The following is a 14844-nucleotide window of genomic DNA, read 5'->3' on the forward strand; positions in this document are numbered from 1 at the left end:
TCCACTCCTTCGCTCTTCCTTGGCCTGCGCGCAAACAGCTCCCGGCGCGGGCCACGGGGAGATTTTGAACAGGCTCTCAGAACTCCAGTTCCTGGGCGGCGCACAGGTAGTCGATCATCGGCGCCACGCGCTTGAAGCTGGCGACCGTCCACGGCAGCAGCTCCGCGGAGCTGGCCAGCGCCTCGTCGAAACCCTCGCCGGCGGCGAAGTCCTTGCGCTTCAGGTCCTCGATCAGCTCGTGGTCCGGTTCGAAGCCGTGCGGCGGGCGCTTCAGCGACTCGCCCCAGAATTCCAGGTGCTCGCGAAAGGCCTTGCCTTGCGTGGCTTTCTTCCACGCGGCGGGGTTGTCGGCCAGGAAGGCGCGGATCTTCTTCAGCGCGTCGGGCTCCGGATGCCACATGCCGCCGCCGGCGAAGCAGTCGCCGGGCTGGATGTGCAGGTAGAACGAGGGCGCGGGGATCTCGTGCCGCCGCTCGTGGAAGAAGCGCGCGCCCTGCCATGGCTTGTAGGGCAGCTTGTTGTTGGAGAAGCGGGTGTCGCGGAAGATGCGGAACAGCGAGCCGCCGTTCTTGCGCGGATCGGCGCGGTAGTGCGGGCTGATCTTCGCCAGCGGCGCCTGCAGGTCGGTGATGAGTTCGAGGAAGGGCTCGCGCACGTGGCGTTCGTAGTCGGCCTTGTGGGCCTGGAACCAGTCGCGGCTGTTGTTGCGGTCCAGCGCGCGCAGGAAGCGGAAGGTGGCGGGGGTGAAGTAGGTCTTCTGCATGGTCGGCGTCGGGTGGTCAGGCGGGCAGGGCGATCTCGGCGGCAAGGTGCGCGCCCCAGGCCTGCAACTGGTCGAGCAGCGGCAGCCGCCCGCGCAGCGCGGGGTCTTCGCGCAGCGCGGCGAGCCGCGCGAAGTAGTCGTCCAGCGTCAGCGTGGTCAGCGGGGTGGGACGGGTCAGGCGGTCGCGGCGGAAGTTTTCCCAGCGCTCGCGCTCGTCGGCGCCGAGCGTCTCCGGCCAGTTGCGGGCGCGGTAGCGGAACAGCAGTTCGGCGTAGCGCGGGTCGCGGAACGGGAACGCGCGCGTGCCGAGCAGCGCCGGCGGCGTGGCGCGCACCTCGCGCAGCAGGCGCTTGTCGGCGTCGGGCAGGAAGCCGTCGTACAAGGCCAGTTCCGGGTCCTGCGCCGGCGGCATCGCGGCGGCCCGGGCGAACACGCGGCGCACCTTGTCGACCAGCCCGGCGGCCGCGCGCAAGGCGTCGCGGTGGGCCAGGTTGCGCTCAAGGTCGAGCTGCAGCCGGCCGAGGTCCGCGCCCTTCAGCACCGACAGCGGCGCCAGCGCGGGCGCCCGGTTGGCGCGCACGGTGCGCAGCGGGATGCGCTCGACGTCCTCGGGCAGGTCGGCGCGCGCGGTGAACACGCGGTCGGCAATGGCGTCCTCGTCCAGTTCGAGCAGCTCGGCCGGATCGGTGGCGAGGTCGTAGACGATGATCTCGCCCGGGCGCGACGGATGCGGCGCCAGCGGCGCGATCACCGCCAGGCAGTGGCGGCTGGCCGGGTAGCGCGAGGAGACGTGCACCAGCGGGGTCATGTTCGCCGCATCGAGCAGTTCGAACGCGCGCTGCTTGCGGCGCAGCGCGAAATGCCAGTCCCACAGCCTGGGCTGGCGCACGCGGATCAGCCGCGCCAGGTCGATCAACGCGTGCACGTCGGACAGCGCGTCGTGCGCGCGCTCCTGCTGCAGGCGGTTGGCGGCAGCCAGGTGCTCGAGCCGGAAGCTGGGCGTGCCATCCTCGCGGACGGGCCAGGCGATGCCCTCGGGGCGCAGCGCCTCGCACATGCGTACCAGGTCGATCAGGTCCCAGCGCGAGTTGCCGTTCTCCCACTCGCGGCCGTACGGGTCGTAGAAGTTGCGGTAGAGCAGTTGACGCGTCACCTCGTCGTCGAAGCGCAGCGAGTTGTAGCCCACGCCGCAGGTGCCCGGTTCGGCCAGCTGCTCGTGCACGCGCGCGGCGAATTCGGCCTCGGTCACCCCCTCGCGCTCGGCCTGCTGCGGCGTGATGCCGGTGATCAGGCAGGCGTCCGGGCTGGGCAGGCTGTCGCGCGGCGGCTGGCCGAAGAACATCACCGGCTCGCCCACGATCTCCAGCTCCATGGTGGTGCGGATGCCGGCGAACTGCACCGGCCGGTCGCGGCGGGCATCCGCGCCGAAGGTCTCGTAGTCGTGCCAGAAGAAGGTCTGCATGGCGTTCCCGGGTGGCAGGCCCCGATGATCGCACGGCGTGCTGATAGACTGCGCGGCCAGGAGGGCGCATGAGCCAAGCGAACGACGACAACCTGATCTGGATCGACCTGGAGATGACCGGTCTCGACACCGACGCCGATTCGATCCTGGAAATCGCCACCATCGTCACCGACAGGGACCTCGTCACGCTGGCCGAGGGCCCGGTGTTCGCGATCCGCCACGAGCTGGACCGGCTGGAGGCGATGGATGCCTGGAACCGCAACCAGCACGGCAAGTCCGGCCTGTGGCAGAAAGTGCTGGAATCCACCGTCGACCACGCCCAGGCGGAGCAGGCCACGCTGGATTTCCTGCGCGAGTGGGTGCCCGCCGGCAAGTCGCCGATGTGCGGCAACTCGATCTGCCAGGACCGCCGCTTCCTGCACCGGCAGATGCCGCGGCTGGAACGCTTCTTCCACTACCGCAACCTCGACGTGTCCACGCTGAAGGAACTGGCGCGGCGCTGGGCGCCGGTGGTCGGCAAGGGATTCAGCAAGGAGTCGGCGCATACCGCGCTGTCCGATATCCGCGACTCCATCGACGAGCTGCGCTACTACCGCCGGCACATGGGCGCGCTCGGCGGCCAGGACTGAACCGGAGGGACGCGCCATGTCCAGCGACCTGTTCGCGCCCGTGCTCGACTGCCGCGGCCGCCCGCTGAAACTCGACCGGCCGCGCGTGGTGGGCATCGTCAACGTCACGCCGGATTCGTTCTCCGACGGCGGCGCGCACGCCACCGTCGAGGCCGCCGTGGCGCACGGCCTGGCGCTGGCGGAGCAAGGCGCGGACATGCTCGACGTGGGCGGCGAATCCACCCGCCCCGGGGCGGGCGACGTGTCGGCGGACGAGGAACTGCGCCGGGTGGTCCCGGTGATCGAGCAACTGGCCGCACGCACCGCGCTGCCCATTGCCGTGGACACCTCCAAGCCCGAGGTCATGCGCGCCGCCGTGGCCGCCGGTGCGGGCATGGTCAACGATGTCTACGCGCTGCGCCGCGAGGGCGCGCTGGACGCGGCGGCCGAGCTGGGCGTGCCGGTGTGCCTGATGCACATGCAGGGCGAGCCGCGCGGCATGCAGGACGACCCACACTACGACGACGTGGTGGGCGAGGTGCACCGTTTCCTCGCCGATCGCCTGTTCGCTTGCGAACTGGCGGGCATCGACAAACGCAAGGTGATGGTCGACCCCGGTTTCGGTTTCGGCAAGAACCTGGAACACAACCTGGCCCTGCTGCGCGCGCTGGAACGCTTCGCCGAGCTGGGCAGCGGCGTGTATGCGGGGTTGTCGCGCAAGTCGATGATCGGCGAGCTGACCGGGCGCAAGGTGCCGGCCGAGCGCGTCGCCGGTTCGGTGGCTGCCGCGTTGATCGCCGTTCAGCGCGGCGCGCGCATGGTGCGCGTGCACGACGTGGCCGCCACGGTGGATGCGCTGGCGGTATGGCATGGCGTACACGCGGGCGAGCCGGCGCCGCGCCGCGACCCGAAGCCGGCCGCCCCGCGCTGGCCGGACGACGACTGACAACCACGGGACGACTGGCGAGGCATGCGCCGGCCGGCAGGACAGGGACAACCTCTTGGAGAAACGACACGCATGAGCCAGCGCAAGTATTTCGGCACGGACGGTATCCGCGGCACCGTGGGGGTATGGCCGATCAATGCCGAGTTCATGCTTCGCCTCGGCCGCGCGCTCGGCGCGGTGCTTCGGCAGCAGGGCGGCTCGCGGCGCGGCGTGCTGATCGGCAAGGACACCCGCGTTTCCGGCTACATGTTCGAGGCTGCGCTGGAAGCCGGCCTGGTCTCCGCCGGCGTGGACGTGCGCATGCTGGGGCCGATGCCGACGCCGGCGGTGGCCTTCCTCACCCGCTCGCTGCGCGCCGAGGCCGGCATCGTGATCAGCGCCTCGCACAACCCACACCACGACAACGGCATCAAGTTCTTCTCCGCGCACGGCGAGAAGCTCAGCGACGCGATGGAAGCGGCCATCGAGGCGGAGATCGACGCCCCCTTCGTCACGGTGCCCTCCGAACAGCTGGGCAAGGCGCGCCGCATCGACGACGCGGTGACCCGCTACGCGGAGTTCTGCAAGAGCACGGTGGCCGAGGACTTCAACCTCAACGGCCTGAAGATCGTGCTGGACTGCGCCAACGGCGCCACCTACCAGGTCGCGCCCAAGGTCTTCGCCGAGCTGGGCGCCGAGGTCGTCGCCATCGGCGACAAGCCGGACGGCTTCAACATCAACCGCGACGTCGGCTCCACCCACCCGCAGGCGCTGCAATGCGCGGTGCTGGAGCAGGGTGCCGACCTCGGCATCGCGTTCGACGGCGACGGCGACCGCGTGCAGATGGTCGACCGCCACGGCGTGCTCGCCGACGGTGACGACCTGCTCTACGTGATCGCCCGCGCCTGGCAGGCGCGCGGCCAGCTGCGCGGCCCGGTGGTCGGCACGCTGATGAGCAACTACGGCCTGCAGCAGGCGCTGGAGCAGCTCGGTGTCGGCCTGGTCCGCGCCCAGGTGGGCGACCGCTACGTGCTGCAGAAGCTCAAGGAGCACGACGGCGTGCTCGGCGGCGAAACCTCCGGCCACATCCTGTGCCTGGATCGCGCCACCACCGGCGACGGCATCGTCTCCGCGCTGGCCGTGCTGGAGGCGCTGGGCGGCGAGGATTTCGCCACGACGCGCCAGGGGCTGCGCAAGCTGCCCCAGGTGATGATCAACGTGCGCGCCGACGGCGCGCGCGAGGCGCTCGCCAGCGAAGCGGTCCGGCAGGCGCTGGCCGATACGGAGCAGGCCCTGCGCGGCCGCGGCCGCGTGGTGCTGCGCGCCTCGGGCACCGAGCCGCTGGTCCGGGTCACCGTGGAGGGCGACGACGCGGGCGAAGTGCAGCAGTTGGCGCAAGGCCTCGCCGACGTCGTAAGATCCGCAGCCGAACGCTCGTGAACCAGCCGGCGCATCGCGCCGGCCCCATGACAGCCAGGACCAGGTCGCCAAGGATTGGCCCGACGTGCACCGCCCCTGCGGTGGCGGACACAAATCGACCGCGCGTCAACGAACCTGGATCCTTGCCCATGAAGAACGTTCCCACCCTCGACATCCGCCGCTACGACACCGACCGCGACGCCTTCGTCGCCGAGCTCGGCGCGGCCTACCGCGAATTCGGCTTCTGCTGCATCAGCGGCCACGGCATCCCGCGCGAGCTGGTCGACGGCGCCTACGACGTGTTCCAGCGCTTCTTCGCGCTGCCCGCCGAAACCAAGATGAAGTACCACGTGCCGGGTGGCGGCGGCGCGCGCGGCTACACCCCGTTCAAGGTGGAGACCGCCAAGGACAGCCGCTACCCGGACCTCAAGGAGTTCTGGCACATCGGCCGGGAAATCCCGCGCGACTCGAAGTTCGCCGGCGTGATGCCGCCCAACCTGTGGCCGGCCGAGGTGCCGGAGTTCCGCGAGTACGGCTACGGCCTGTTCGAGGCACTGGACCGGCTCGGCACCCGCGTGCTGCGCGCGCTGGCCCTGCACATCGGCCTGCCCGAGAACTATTTCGAGGACAAGACCGACCAGGGCAATTCCATCCTGCGGCCGATCCACTACCCGCCGATCACCGAGGAAAACATCCCCAACGTGCGCGCCGGCGCGCACGAGGACATCAACTTCATCACCCTGCTGGTCGGCGCCAGCGCGGAAGGGCTGGAAGTGCTCACCCGCGAGGGCGAATGGCTGCCGATCACCACCGAGGGCGACGCCATCGTGGTGAACATCGGCGACATGCTGCAGCGGCTGACCAACCACGTGTACCCGTCCACCACCCATCGCGTGGTGAACCCGCGGAACGCCAACGCGCGCAAGCCGCGCTACTCGGTGCCGTACTTCCTGCATCCGAACCCGGACGTGATGCTCGACCCGCTGCCGCAGTGCGTGACGCCGGACAACCCGAAGCGCTACGACACGCCGATCTCCTCGCACGAGTACCTGCAGCAGCGGCTGCGCGAGATCAAGCTGATCTGAGCGGTGCCGGATCCCGAAAGCCCCTCGCCCGATTGCGGGAGAGGGGTTGGGAGAGGGCACGGCAGCGTCGCCACGCCACGCTTCGCACCGCCCCTCTCCCGGCTGCCGCTACCCTCTCCCGCAAGCGGGCGAGGGCTTCACCCGGTGACGCCATGGTGATCCCGGCCTATGCGGCTGCCCGGGCGGGTCATCGCTTCGAATGTGCCGCCCAGGCAGCGGCCGCTACTCGTCGAATTGGCGGTAGCGCCGCGCCTGGCGCCCGGACAGGCGCCGCGCCAGCCGGTCGGGCAGCAGCTTGAACACGGACTTGATCGTGCGGTTGACGCGGCCGGTGACGTAGACCGCATCACCGCGCTCCACCGCCGCGATGCCTTGCTCCACCACGTCCTCCGCACTCTGCCACATGAAGCCGGGCAGCTTGTCCATCAGTGCGCGGGTGCCGGTGACGTCGTGGAATTCCGAACGGGTGAAGCCGGGACACAGCGCGCAGACGTGCACGCCGCACTCACGGCTTTCCAGCGCCAGCGACTCGGAAAACCGGATCATGTACGCCTTGCTGGCCGCGTATAGCGTATGCCCCGCGGTGCCCGGCACGTGGCCGGCCAGCGAGGCCACGTTGACGATGCGTCCATGGCCGCGCTCGCGCATGCCGGGCAGCAGGCGCCAGGCCAGTTCGGTGGGGGCGGCCAGCAGCACCTGCAGGAAGTCCGCGTGGGTCTGCCAGCCGTTGGCGACGAAGCTTCCCGGCACGCCGTAGCCGGCGTTGTTGACCAGCCAGTCCACGGCCAGGCCGTGCCGCCCCAGTTCCTCGCACAGCACACGGGGAGCGGTTGGGGCGGCAAGGTCGACGGGAAGTACGGTCACGTCGCGGCCATGCTGCTGGCGCAGTTCGGCAGCCAGGGACTCCAGCCGGTCGGCACGGCGTGCAGTCAGCACCAGGTCGTGTCCGCGCGCGGCGAGTGCGCGGGCGAAGGCCGCGCCGATGCCGGCGGAGGCGCCGGTGACGAGGCTGAGCGGATGGCGTTGCGGCATGGATGTCCCCGGCCGGATGAGAAGCTGCATCATCGCATGCATGCAGGTGGCTCGCGGGCCGTGGAGCCTCCGGGTAGCGACCGTGCCGGCAAAAAGTGGTATTCCCCGCGAGCGCCCGTGATTGCCCATTGCCGGCATGCTGGTTACCCTTCGCGCTTTGGACGCAATGGAATAGGGCATGCGCAAGAAACTCGTCGCGGGCAACTGGAAGATGCACGGCAGCCGTTCGATGGCCGAGGCGCTGGTCGACGGGATCGTCGCCGCCAGGCCGGACGGCGTCGACGTGCTGGTGTTTCCGCCGTTCCCCTACCTGGCCGGAGCCGTGGAGCGCTGCGCCGACAGCGGCGTGGGCGTGGGCGCGCAGGACGTGAGCGAGCACGAGGGGCAAGGCGCCTACACGGGCGAAGTCTCCTCCGCGATGCTGGTCGACGTAGGCGCGCGCTGGACGCTGGTGGGCCATTCCGAGCGTCGCCAGTACCACGGCGAGAGCAGCGCACTGGTGGCACGCAAGTTCGCCGCGGCACGGGCCGGCGGCCTCACGCCGATCCTGTGCGTGGGCGAGACGCTGGCGCAGCGCGAGGCGGGCGAGGCCGAGGCGGTGATCACCGCCCAGTTGCAGGCGGTGCTGGCGCACAACGGCATCGCCAGCTTCGACACCGCGCTGGTGGCCTACGAGCCGGTATGGGCGATCGGCACCGGCCGCACCGCCACACCGGAACAGGCGCAGCAGATGCACGCCTTTATCCGTAGCCAACTGGCGAAAGAGGATGCTATGATTGCCGGTCTGACGCGGCTGCTTTATGGCGGCAGCGTGAAGGCGGCCAACGCCGCGGAACTGTTCGCGCAGCCGGACGTGGATGGCGGGTTGATCGGCGGCGCCTCTCTGGCGGCCTCCGATTTCCTGGACATCTGCGCCGCGGCGCGCTGAGCGCGCTACGGAACACACCATGTTCGTCATCTTCAGCGTCTTCTACATCCTGATCGCCGCGGCGATGATCGTGCTGATCCTGATGCAGCGCGGCGCCGGCGCCGACGCCGGCTCGGGCTTCGGTGCGGGCGCGTCCGCCACGGTGTTCGGCGCGCGCGGCTCGGCCAACTTCATGTCGCGCGCCACCGCGGTGCTCGCCACGCTGTTCTTCCTGCTCAGCCTCGGCATGGGCATCTACCTGAAGGTCAACGGCGCGCCGCAGCAGAGCGCGAACAACGACCTCGGCGTGATGGCGGGACTTGGCAAGCAGCCCGCGAAGTCCCAGAATGCGCAGCCCGCGGCGCCGGCCGCTCCGGCCAAGGCGGAAGTGCCTTCGCCCAGCGCCGCCAGCGGCGACGTCCCGGCCGCCCCGGCGACGAAGACGCAACCCGACGTGCCGGCCGCTCCCGCGAAGCACTGAAGGATTTCAAGCAAGACACCTGCCCAGGTGGCGGAATTGGTAGACGCACTACCTTGAGGTGGTAGCGCCGAGAGGCGTAGGGGTTCGAGTCCCCTCTTGGGCACCATTTAATTTCCTTGTAAATCAAGGCCCTAGCGGTAGTTGCCACGCTAGGGTTTCTTGTTGCGCGGCTACTCCCTGTCTCAGGGGTTTCCCGGTGCGTCAAGGTAGGTGCCATTCCGCAGGGCGTCCATGGCCGAGGCTGCGCGCCCAAGGGATCGCTTGGCGACGTGGGCGTAGATCGTGGCGGTCGTGAGGATCGTCGTGTGCCCCATCCGAAAGCTTTTGGAGTGCAACACGCGTCTGTCGATTTCTGCCGGGAACCGGGCGGGTCTTCACGATCGGCGACGCGGCTCGTCTCCGGGTGTCCCACGGCCCCCGTTCATCGCGGTGCGGTCCAACTGAGGCCATCGGCCGACGCCTGCCGGCCGGACAGGGCGCGACTCAATGCGACGACACGTAGGCGGACGCTCCCGGCGCCTCCGGCAGGGTGAAGTCCCGTTTCATCCGTTCCACTTCCTCGACCGGCGGTCTCCCGAATAGCCGCTTGAACTCGCGGCTGAACTGCGAGGCGCTTTCATAGCCGACGGCGGAGGCCGCAGCAGCAGCGGTGGCGTGTTGCCGAAGCATGAGCAGGCGCGCCTGGTGCAGGCGCGTCGATTGCACGTAGCGCATCGGCGAGGTGCCGGTCATCGCGCGGAAGTGGGCGTGGAAGGTGGATGTGCTCATCGCCGCCTCGCCGGCAAGCTCGTCCACGCTGAGTGCCTCGGCGTAGCGGCTGTGGATGACGCGAATCGCGCGCGCCACCATGCCGAACTTGCCCCGCTGCGCCAGCGCGGTGCGCAGCGAGCCACCCTGGGCGCCGGACAGGATCCGGTAGTAGATCTCGCGCATGAGCGCAGGGCCGAGCACCTCGCCGTCCGGGGGACTCGCCAGTGCCTCGAGCAGGCGCCGGACCGACGCCGCAAGCGCGTCCTCCATGGGCGAGGCATACAGCCCGCGGGGTGGCGCCGACGAGGTTCCGCGCCGCTCGTCGATCTGCATGCAGACCTCCGCGGCCACGGCGTGGTCGAGGCGGAAGTAGATCGCCAGCAGCGGTTCGTCCGCCGAGGCGTTCGTCTCCATCGTGAAGGGCACCGGCACGGAGACGACGAGGTAGTGCTGGTCGTCGTAGACGAAGACCTCGTCGCCGAGGAAACCGCGTTTGCGCCCCTGCGCCACGATGACGATGCCGGGCTCGTAGAGCACCGGAGTGCGGCGCAGCGGTCGGTCGGAGCGGAGCAGGCGCACATCCGGCAGCGGCGTCAGCGTGTATCCCTCCTTCGGCGCAAGTCCGCAGAGCAGGCCGATGATGCGCTGGCAGGAGGATGTGTCCATGCGGGCACTTTCCGTGTTCCCGGGGCCTGCCGCAAGCGTTGCTCACAGGATCAGGCAATGACGCCACACGCAAGGCCATGGGGCGCATGGCGCGGGGCACCTACGATCGATGCGATTCCCCACCAGGTGTCCATCCATGAACCACAAAACCTTCTTCATCACCGGCGCCAGCAGCGGCTTCGGCCTTGCGCTTGCCCGCGAGGCCCTGTCGGCGGGCCATCGGGTGATCGGCACGGTGCGCACCGACGAGGCGCGCCGGGCCTTCGAGGCCCTGAACGGCGAGCGCGCCCACGCTTTCATGCTGGACGTGACCGACATCGACGCCATCCCGGGCGTCGTCGCCGATGCGGAATCGCGCGCCGGGCCTGTCGACGTGCTCGTGAACAACGCGGGATACGGCCACGAAGGCATTTTCGAGGAGTCCCCGCTCGACGACATGCGCCGCCAGTTCGAGGTCAACGTGTTCGGCGCCGTGGCGGTCGCCCACGCGTTCGTGCCGCGTTTTCGCGGGCGTCAGCGCGGGCACATCGTCAACATCACCTCGATGGGCGGCTTCATCACGATGCCGGGCATTGCGTACTACTGCGGAAGCAAGTTCGCGCTCGAGGGCATCAGCGAGGTGCTTGGCAAGGAACTGCGGCCGTTCGGCGTGTACGTCACCGCCGTCGCCCCGGGCAGCTTCAGGACGGATTGGGCGGGGCGGTCGATGCAGCGATCGCCGCGACGCATTGCCGACTACGACGGGATGTTCGACCCCATCCGCCAGGCCCGGCGCGAAAAGAGCGGCAAGCAGCCCGGCGATCCCGAGAAGGCGGCGAAGGCCATCCTGACCCTGGTCGGCCAGCCGGATCCGCCTGCGCATCTCCTGCTCGGCAGCGATGCGCTTTCCCTCGTGCGCGGGAAGCTGGCCGCCCTGGCCTCGGAGATCGATGCCTGGGAAACCCTGACACGATCGACCGATGGCTGACGCTGATGCCCCCGGCCGGCCACCGTTGCGCAAAAAGCCCGCCGTGAGGCGGGCTTTCCACGAGTGGTGCGGCAATCCCGCCTCAGGCGGCCTGCGCGAACAACTTGCCGATCGACTCGTGCGCCGACGCCAGCGCCTTGCGCTTGTGCTCCTCGTTGAGGTTGAGGCCTTCGGCACGGACGAATTCGAGCTCGGGGATGCCCAGGAAGCCGAACACGGCACGCAGGTACGGTTCCTGGAAGTCCATCGCGGCACCGGCGCTGCCGGGGCTATAAATGCCGCCGCGGCTGGAGGCCACGATCACGCGCTTGCCGCCCGCCAGGCCTTCGGGGCCATCGGCGGTGTAGCGGAAGGTCTTGCCGGCCACCGCGATGCGGTCGATCCAGGTCTTGAGCTGGCTGGGGATGCCGAAGTTGTACATCGGCGCGCCGATCACCACGATGTCGGCGGCCAGGAACTCTTCCAGCGCCTCGCTGCCGGCGAGGGCGGCCGGGTCGCTGGCGTCGGCCACCGGCTGCCAGTGGGGCAGGGGCTGGGCGGCCAGGTCGCGGTGGCTGACTTCCAGCGATGCATGCTGGTCCTTCAGCTGGTCGACGATGCGCGCGGACAGCGCGCGGGAAACCGAGTGCTGGCCCAGGGCGCTGGAATCGATATGCAGCAGTTTCATGGCATGTGTCCCGGTCGATGCCGCCAAGCGGCGTTGGAAACACGATAGGCTCGATACAATCCGGCGATAAGTAGGCTAAGATCGGACTTATCGTTCGTGGTGGGAAACATTCATGACCATGCTGGAAGGCGCCCTGCAGGATCTCAATGACCTGTATTTCTTCGCCGCGGTGGTGGAACACGGCGGTTTCTCGGCGGCGGGACGCGCGCTGGGCATTCCCAAGTCGCGCCTGAGCAAGCGGGTCGCGCAACTGGAGGAACGCCTGGGCGTGCGCCTGCTGCAGCGGACCACGCGCCGCTTCGTGGTCACCGAAGTGGGCGAGCGCTTCTACGGACACTGTCGCGCCGTGCTGGAGGAGGCGCGCGCGGCGCAGGAGGCGGTGGACGAATTGCGCGCCGAGCCGCGTGGCGTGGTGCGGATCAGCTGCCCCGTCTCGCTGACGCAGACCGTGCTAGCCCACGTGCTGCCGGATTTCCTGGCGCGCTATCCGAAGCTGCAGGTGCGCGTGCAGTCCACCAACCGCCGGGTGGACCTGATCGGCGAGGGCTACGACCTGGCGATCCGGGTGCGCAACAAGCTGGACACCGACGCGAACCTGGTCGTGCGCAGCTTCGGCCTGTCGCGCGTGCTGGTGGTGGCCAGCCCCGGCCTGCTCAAGGCGCAGGGCCGGCCCCAGCAGCCGGCCGAGCTGCCGCGGCTGCCGGCGCTGTCGATGCAGGAGCACGAGGGCGCCCAGGTGTGGGAACTGATCGACGCCCAGGGACAGCGCAGCAGCGTGGAGATGCAGGCGCGCCTCATCACCGGCGATTTCGCGATGCTGCTGGAAGCGGCGCGGCGCGGCATGGGCGTGACCCTGCTGCCGGAATTCGTCTGCGCGCCGGCGATCACGCGCGGCGAACTGGAGGTAGTGCTGCCGGAGTGGAGCGCGCCTGACGGCACGATGCATTTCGTCTACCCCAGCCGGCGCGGCATGCTGCCGGGCGTGCGCGCGCTGGTGGATTTCCTGGCCGAGCGCCTGCCCGAGGCCGCCCGGCGCAAGCACGAGGAGTGCAGGGTGCGACCGCTGCCCGCGCTGTGAACCGGCCGTGCTAGGCTGCGCGTTTGGACATCCATACCTCCGCACGATGACTATCGACACCAAGCTGCCCAAGGTCGGCACCACCATCTTCACCGTGATGAGCCAGCTGGCGCTGGAGCACAAGGCGGTGAACCTGGGCCAGGGCTTTCCCGACTACGAACCGCCGCAGGCGCTGCGCGACGCGGTGACGCGCGCCATGGCCGAGGGCTGCAACCAGTACGCGCCGGGCATCGGCCTGGCTTCGCTGCGCGAGCAGATCGCGCTGAAGACCGAACGCCTGTACGGCCATCGCGTGGATCCGGCCACCGAGGTGACCGTGACGTCCGGCGCCACCGAGGCGCTGTTCGCCGCCATCGCCGCGCTGGTGCGCGCGGGCGAGGAAGTGATCGTGTTCGACCCGGCCTACGACAGCTACGAGCCGGCGATCGAGCTGCAGGGCGCGCGCGCGGTGCACATTCCCCTGACCCTGCCGGACTTCTCCATCGACTGGCAGCGCGTGCGCGACGCGGTGACGCCGAAAACGCGCATGATCCTGGTCAACAGCCCGCACAACCCGTCCGGCGCCACGCTGTCGGCGGACGACCTGGACGAGTTGGCTGCGGTGGTGCGCGACACCGGCATCGTGGTGCTGTCCGACGAGGTGTACGAGCACATCGTCTACGACGGCGCCGAACACCAGAGCGTGCTGCGCCATCCGGAGCTGGCGGAACGCAGCGTGGTGGTGTCGAGCTTCGGCAAGACCTACCACTGCACCGGCTGGAAGGTCGGCTACGCGGTGGCGGCGAAGCCGCTGTCGGCGGAATTCCGCAAGGTGCACCAGTACCTCACGTTCTGCACCTTTCATCCGGCGCAGGTGGCGTTCGCCGAGTTCCTCGCCAGCGATCCGCGGCATTACCTGGAACTGCCGGCGTTCTACCAGGCCAAGCGCGACCGTTTCCGCGAGCTGCTGCGGCCCTCGCGGCTGAAGCTGCTGGACGTGCCGGGCGGTTACTTCCAGCTGGTGGATTACTCGGCGATCCGCGACGAGGACGACCTCGCTTTCAGCCGCTGGCTGGTAGAGCAGGGCGGCGTGGCCAGCATCCCGTTGTCGCCGTTCTGCGAGCGGCCGGCGGGCGCGCGCCTGCTGCGGCTGTGCTTCGCCAAGAACGACGCCACCCTCGAAGCGGGAGCCGAACGCCTGTGCAAGCTCTGAACGTCACCCTGGTGCAGGGCGCCACGCGCTGGCACGACGCGCCGGCCAACCGCGACTACTACGCGGGCCTCGTGCGCCGCGCCGGCCCGAGCGACCTGGTGGTGCTGCCGGAAACCTTCCTGTCCGGTTTCAGCAACGACATCGCCGCCAGTGCCGGGACGATGGACGGCGAGGGCGTGGCGTGGATGCGCGCGCTGGCGGCTGAGGTGGACGCGGTGGTCTGCGGCAGCCTGGCGATCCGCGAGGACGGCACGGTGTTCAACCGCCTGCTGTGGATGCGTCCGGACGGCACCCACGCGCAATACGACAAGCGGCACCTGTTCCGCATGGCCGGCGAACACACGCGCTACGGTGGCGGCAGCGAGCGGCTGGTGGTGGAGTTGAAGGGCTGGCGCATCCTGCCGCAGGTCTGCTACGACCTGCGCTTTCCGGTCTGGCTGCGCAACCGCCGCGACGAGAAGGCCGCGGGCGGCATGGACTACGACCTGGTGCTGTTCGTGGCGAACTGGCCGGCGCCGCGCCGGCAGCCGTGGCGCACGCTGCTGCGCGCGCGGGCGATCGAGAACCTGTGCTACGTGGTGGGCGTGAACCGCGTGGGCACCGACGGCAACGACTTGCCCTACGCGGGCGACAGCGTGGCGGTCGATCCGGTGGGCGAGCCCCTGCTTGAGCTCGGTGCGCAGGAACAGGTGGCAACGGTGCGCCTCGACCCCGCGCTGCTGCTGGCGCACCGCGAACGCTTCCCGGCATGGATGGACGCCGACGAGTTCGAACTGCGCCCGTAGCGGAGGCCCGACGCGCGCCGCGGCCGAGAAAAAAGTTTGCGAAAAGTGTTGACGCCC

General features: G+C 69.6%; 15 protein-coding genes and 1 tRNA gene. 11 read left to right on the plus strand and 5 right to left on the minus strand.

Annotated features, from left to right (window positions below; all coding sequences use genetic code 11):
• Positions 1-76: 76 nt before the first annotated feature.
• Positions 77-763: a DUF2461 domain-containing protein gene (locus tag QMK61_RS07475; protein ID WP_302071544.1), complete on the minus strand. Its 687-nt coding sequence runs from the start codon at positions 761-763 to the stop codon at positions 77-79.
• 16 nt (positions 764-779) lie between these two features.
• Complete coding sequence (sbcB, locus tag QMK61_RS07480; RefSeq protein WP_302071545.1) at positions 780-2225, minus strand: exodeoxyribonuclease I; 1446 nt, start codon at positions 2223-2225, stop codon at positions 780-782.
• Positions 2226-2293: 68 nt separating this feature from the next.
• Here sbcB and orn point away from each other — a divergent pair, with 68 nt between their 5' ends.
• The 4 genes from orn to QMK61_RS07500 all read left to right on the plus strand — a co-directional run bounded on the left by orn (position 2294) and on the right by QMK61_RS07500 (position 6262).
• Entirely contained in the window at positions 2294-2854 is a 561-nt protein-coding gene (gene orn, locus QMK61_RS07485; RefSeq protein ID WP_302071546.1) for an oligoribonuclease, read from the plus strand.
• Positions 2855-2870: 16 nt separating this feature from the next.
• The gene (gene folP, locus QMK61_RS07490; protein WP_302071547.1) at positions 2871-3779 is read left to right on the plus strand and encodes a dihydropteroate synthase; all 909 of its coding nucleotides are present in this window, start codon (positions 2871-2873) and stop codon (positions 3777-3779) included.
• 72 nt (positions 3780-3851) lie between these two features.
• Positions 3852-5198 carry a phosphoglucosamine mutase gene (gene glmM, locus QMK61_RS07495; protein ID WP_302071548.1) on the plus strand — a complete coding sequence of 449 codons (1347 nt, stop codon included), beginning with the start codon at positions 3852-3854 and terminating at the stop codon, positions 5196-5198.
• 128 nt (positions 5199-5326) lie between these two features.
• Positions 5327-6262 carry a 2-oxoglutarate and iron-dependent oxygenase domain-containing protein gene (locus QMK61_RS07500; RefSeq protein WP_302071549.1) on the plus strand — a complete coding sequence of 312 codons (936 nt, stop codon included), beginning with the start codon at positions 5327-5329 and terminating at the stop codon, positions 6260-6262.
• Between the two features lie 222 nt (positions 6263-6484).
• On the opposite strand, the gene QMK61_RS07505 is transcribed toward QMK61_RS07500, so the two are convergent.
• On the minus strand, positions 6485-7294 hold the full coding sequence (locus QMK61_RS07505; RefSeq protein ID WP_302071550.1) for an SDR family oxidoreductase: 810 nt from the start codon (positions 7292-7294) through the stop codon (positions 6485-6487).
• 178 nt (positions 7295-7472) lie between these two features.
• Between QMK61_RS07505 and tpiA the strand changes: the two genes are divergently transcribed.
• From tpiA to QMK61_RS07520, 3 genes are all read left to right on the plus strand, one after another.
• Positions 7473-8222, plus strand: coding sequence for a triose-phosphate isomerase (gene tpiA / locus QMK61_RS07510; RefSeq protein ID WP_302071551.1), 750 nt, complete (start codon positions 7473-7475; stop codon positions 8220-8222).
• A 19-nt stretch (positions 8223-8241) separates the two neighbouring features.
• Positions 8242-8682 (plus strand): preprotein translocase subunit SecG, encoded by a 441-nt coding sequence (gene secG / locus QMK61_RS07515; protein ID WP_302071552.1) that lies wholly within the window; start codon positions 8242-8244, stop codon positions 8680-8682.
• 21 nt (positions 8683-8703) lie between these two features.
• Positions 8704-8788, plus strand: a tRNA-Leu gene (locus QMK61_RS07520).
• A gap of 377 nt (positions 8789-9165) precedes the next feature.
• Here the strand turns inward: QMK61_RS07520 and QMK61_RS07525 are convergent.
• Positions 9166-10098, minus strand: a complete 933-nt coding sequence (locus QMK61_RS07525) for an AraC family transcriptional regulator (RefSeq protein WP_302071553.1) — start codon at positions 10096-10098, stop codon at positions 9166-9168.
• A 136-nt stretch (positions 10099-10234) separates the two neighbouring features.
• Between QMK61_RS07525 and QMK61_RS07530 the strand changes: the two genes are divergently transcribed.
• A complete protein-coding gene (locus tag QMK61_RS07530; RefSeq protein WP_302071554.1) occupies positions 10235-11065 on the plus strand; it encodes an oxidoreductase in 831 nt (276 codons plus the stop codon).
• Positions 11066-11147: 82 nt separating this feature from the next.
• Here QMK61_RS07530 and QMK61_RS07535 read toward each other — a convergent pair whose 3' ends face one another.
• A complete protein-coding gene (locus QMK61_RS07535) occupies positions 11148-11732 on the minus strand; it encodes an NAD(P)H-dependent oxidoreductase (protein WP_302071555.1) in 585 nt (194 codons plus the stop codon).
• Between the two features lie 112 nt (positions 11733-11844).
• Between QMK61_RS07535 and QMK61_RS07540 the strand changes: the two genes are divergently transcribed.
• The 3 genes from QMK61_RS07540 to QMK61_RS07550 are packed head-to-tail and all read left to right on the plus strand — an operon-like array spanning position 11845 to position 14787.
• Entirely contained in the window at positions 11845-12810 is a 966-nt protein-coding gene (locus QMK61_RS07540; protein WP_302071556.1) for a LysR substrate-binding domain-containing protein, read from the plus strand.
• Positions 12811-12856: 46 nt separating this feature from the next.
• Positions 12857-14002: a pyridoxal phosphate-dependent aminotransferase gene (locus tag QMK61_RS07545; protein WP_302071557.1), complete on the plus strand. Its 1146-nt coding sequence runs from the start codon at positions 12857-12859 to the stop codon at positions 14000-14002.
• On the plus strand, positions 13990-14787 hold the full coding sequence (locus QMK61_RS07550) for an amidohydrolase (RefSeq protein ID WP_302071558.1): 798 nt from the start codon (positions 13990-13992) through the stop codon (positions 14785-14787). The genes QMK61_RS07545 and QMK61_RS07550 overlap by 13 nt, the downstream gene beginning before the upstream one ends.
• The last annotated feature ends 57 nt before the right edge of the window (positions 14788-14844 follow it).

Source organism: Fulvimonas sp. R45 (assembly GCF_030504985.1).
Classification (GTDB): domain Bacteria; phylum Pseudomonadota; class Gammaproteobacteria; order Xanthomonadales; family Rhodanobacteraceae; genus Rhodanobacter_A.

Excerpts from the sequence above, each read along its gene's own strand:
- folP (WP_302071547.1), top strand. The coding sequence starts at position 2,871 with ATGTCCAGCGACCTGTTCGCGCCCGTGCTCGACTGCCGCGGCCGCCCG.
- QMK61_RS07545 (WP_302071557.1), top strand. The coding sequence starts at position 12,857 with ATGACTATCGACACCAAGCTGCCCAAGGTCGGCACCACCATCTTCACC.
- QMK61_RS07500 (WP_302071549.1), top strand. The coding sequence starts at position 5,327 with ATGAAGAACGTTCCCACCCTCGACATCCGCCGCTACGACACCGACCGC.
- glmM (WP_302071548.1), top strand. The coding sequence starts at position 3,852 with ATGAGCCAGCGCAAGTATTTCGGCACGGACGGTATCCGCGGCACCGTG.
- orn (WP_302071546.1), top strand. The coding sequence starts at position 2,294 with ATGAGCCAAGCGAACGACGACAACCTGATCTGGATCGACCTGGAGATG.
- QMK61_RS07540 (WP_302071556.1), top strand. The coding sequence starts at position 11,845 with ATGACCATGCTGGAAGGCGCCCTGCAGGATCTCAATGACCTGTATTTC.
- QMK61_RS07530 (WP_302071554.1), top strand. The coding sequence starts at position 10,235 with ATGAACCACAAAACCTTCTTCATCACCGGCGCCAGCAGCGGCTTCGGC.
- QMK61_RS07535 (WP_302071555.1), bottom strand. The coding sequence starts at position 11,732 with ATGAAACTGCTGCATATCGATTCCAGCGCCCTGGGCCAGCACTCGGTT.
- secG (WP_302071552.1), top strand. The coding sequence starts at position 8,242 with ATGTTCGTCATCTTCAGCGTCTTCTACATCCTGATCGCCGCGGCGATG.
- QMK61_RS07505 (WP_302071550.1), bottom strand. The coding sequence starts at position 7,294 with ATGCCGCAACGCCATCCGCTCAGCCTCGTCACCGGCGCCTCCGCCGGC.
- tpiA (WP_302071551.1), top strand. The coding sequence starts at position 7,473 with ATGCGCAAGAAACTCGTCGCGGGCAACTGGAAGATGCACGGCAGCCGT.
- QMK61_RS07525 (WP_302071553.1), bottom strand. The coding sequence starts at position 10,098 with ATGGACACATCCTCCTGCCAGCGCATCATCGGCCTGCTCTGCGGACTT.
- QMK61_RS07475 (WP_302071544.1), bottom strand. The coding sequence starts at position 763 with ATGCAGAAGACCTACTTCACCCCCGCCACCTTCCGCTTCCTGCGCGCG.
- sbcB (WP_302071545.1), bottom strand. The coding sequence starts at position 2,225 with ATGCAGACCTTCTTCTGGCACGACTACGAGACCTTCGGCGCGGATGCC.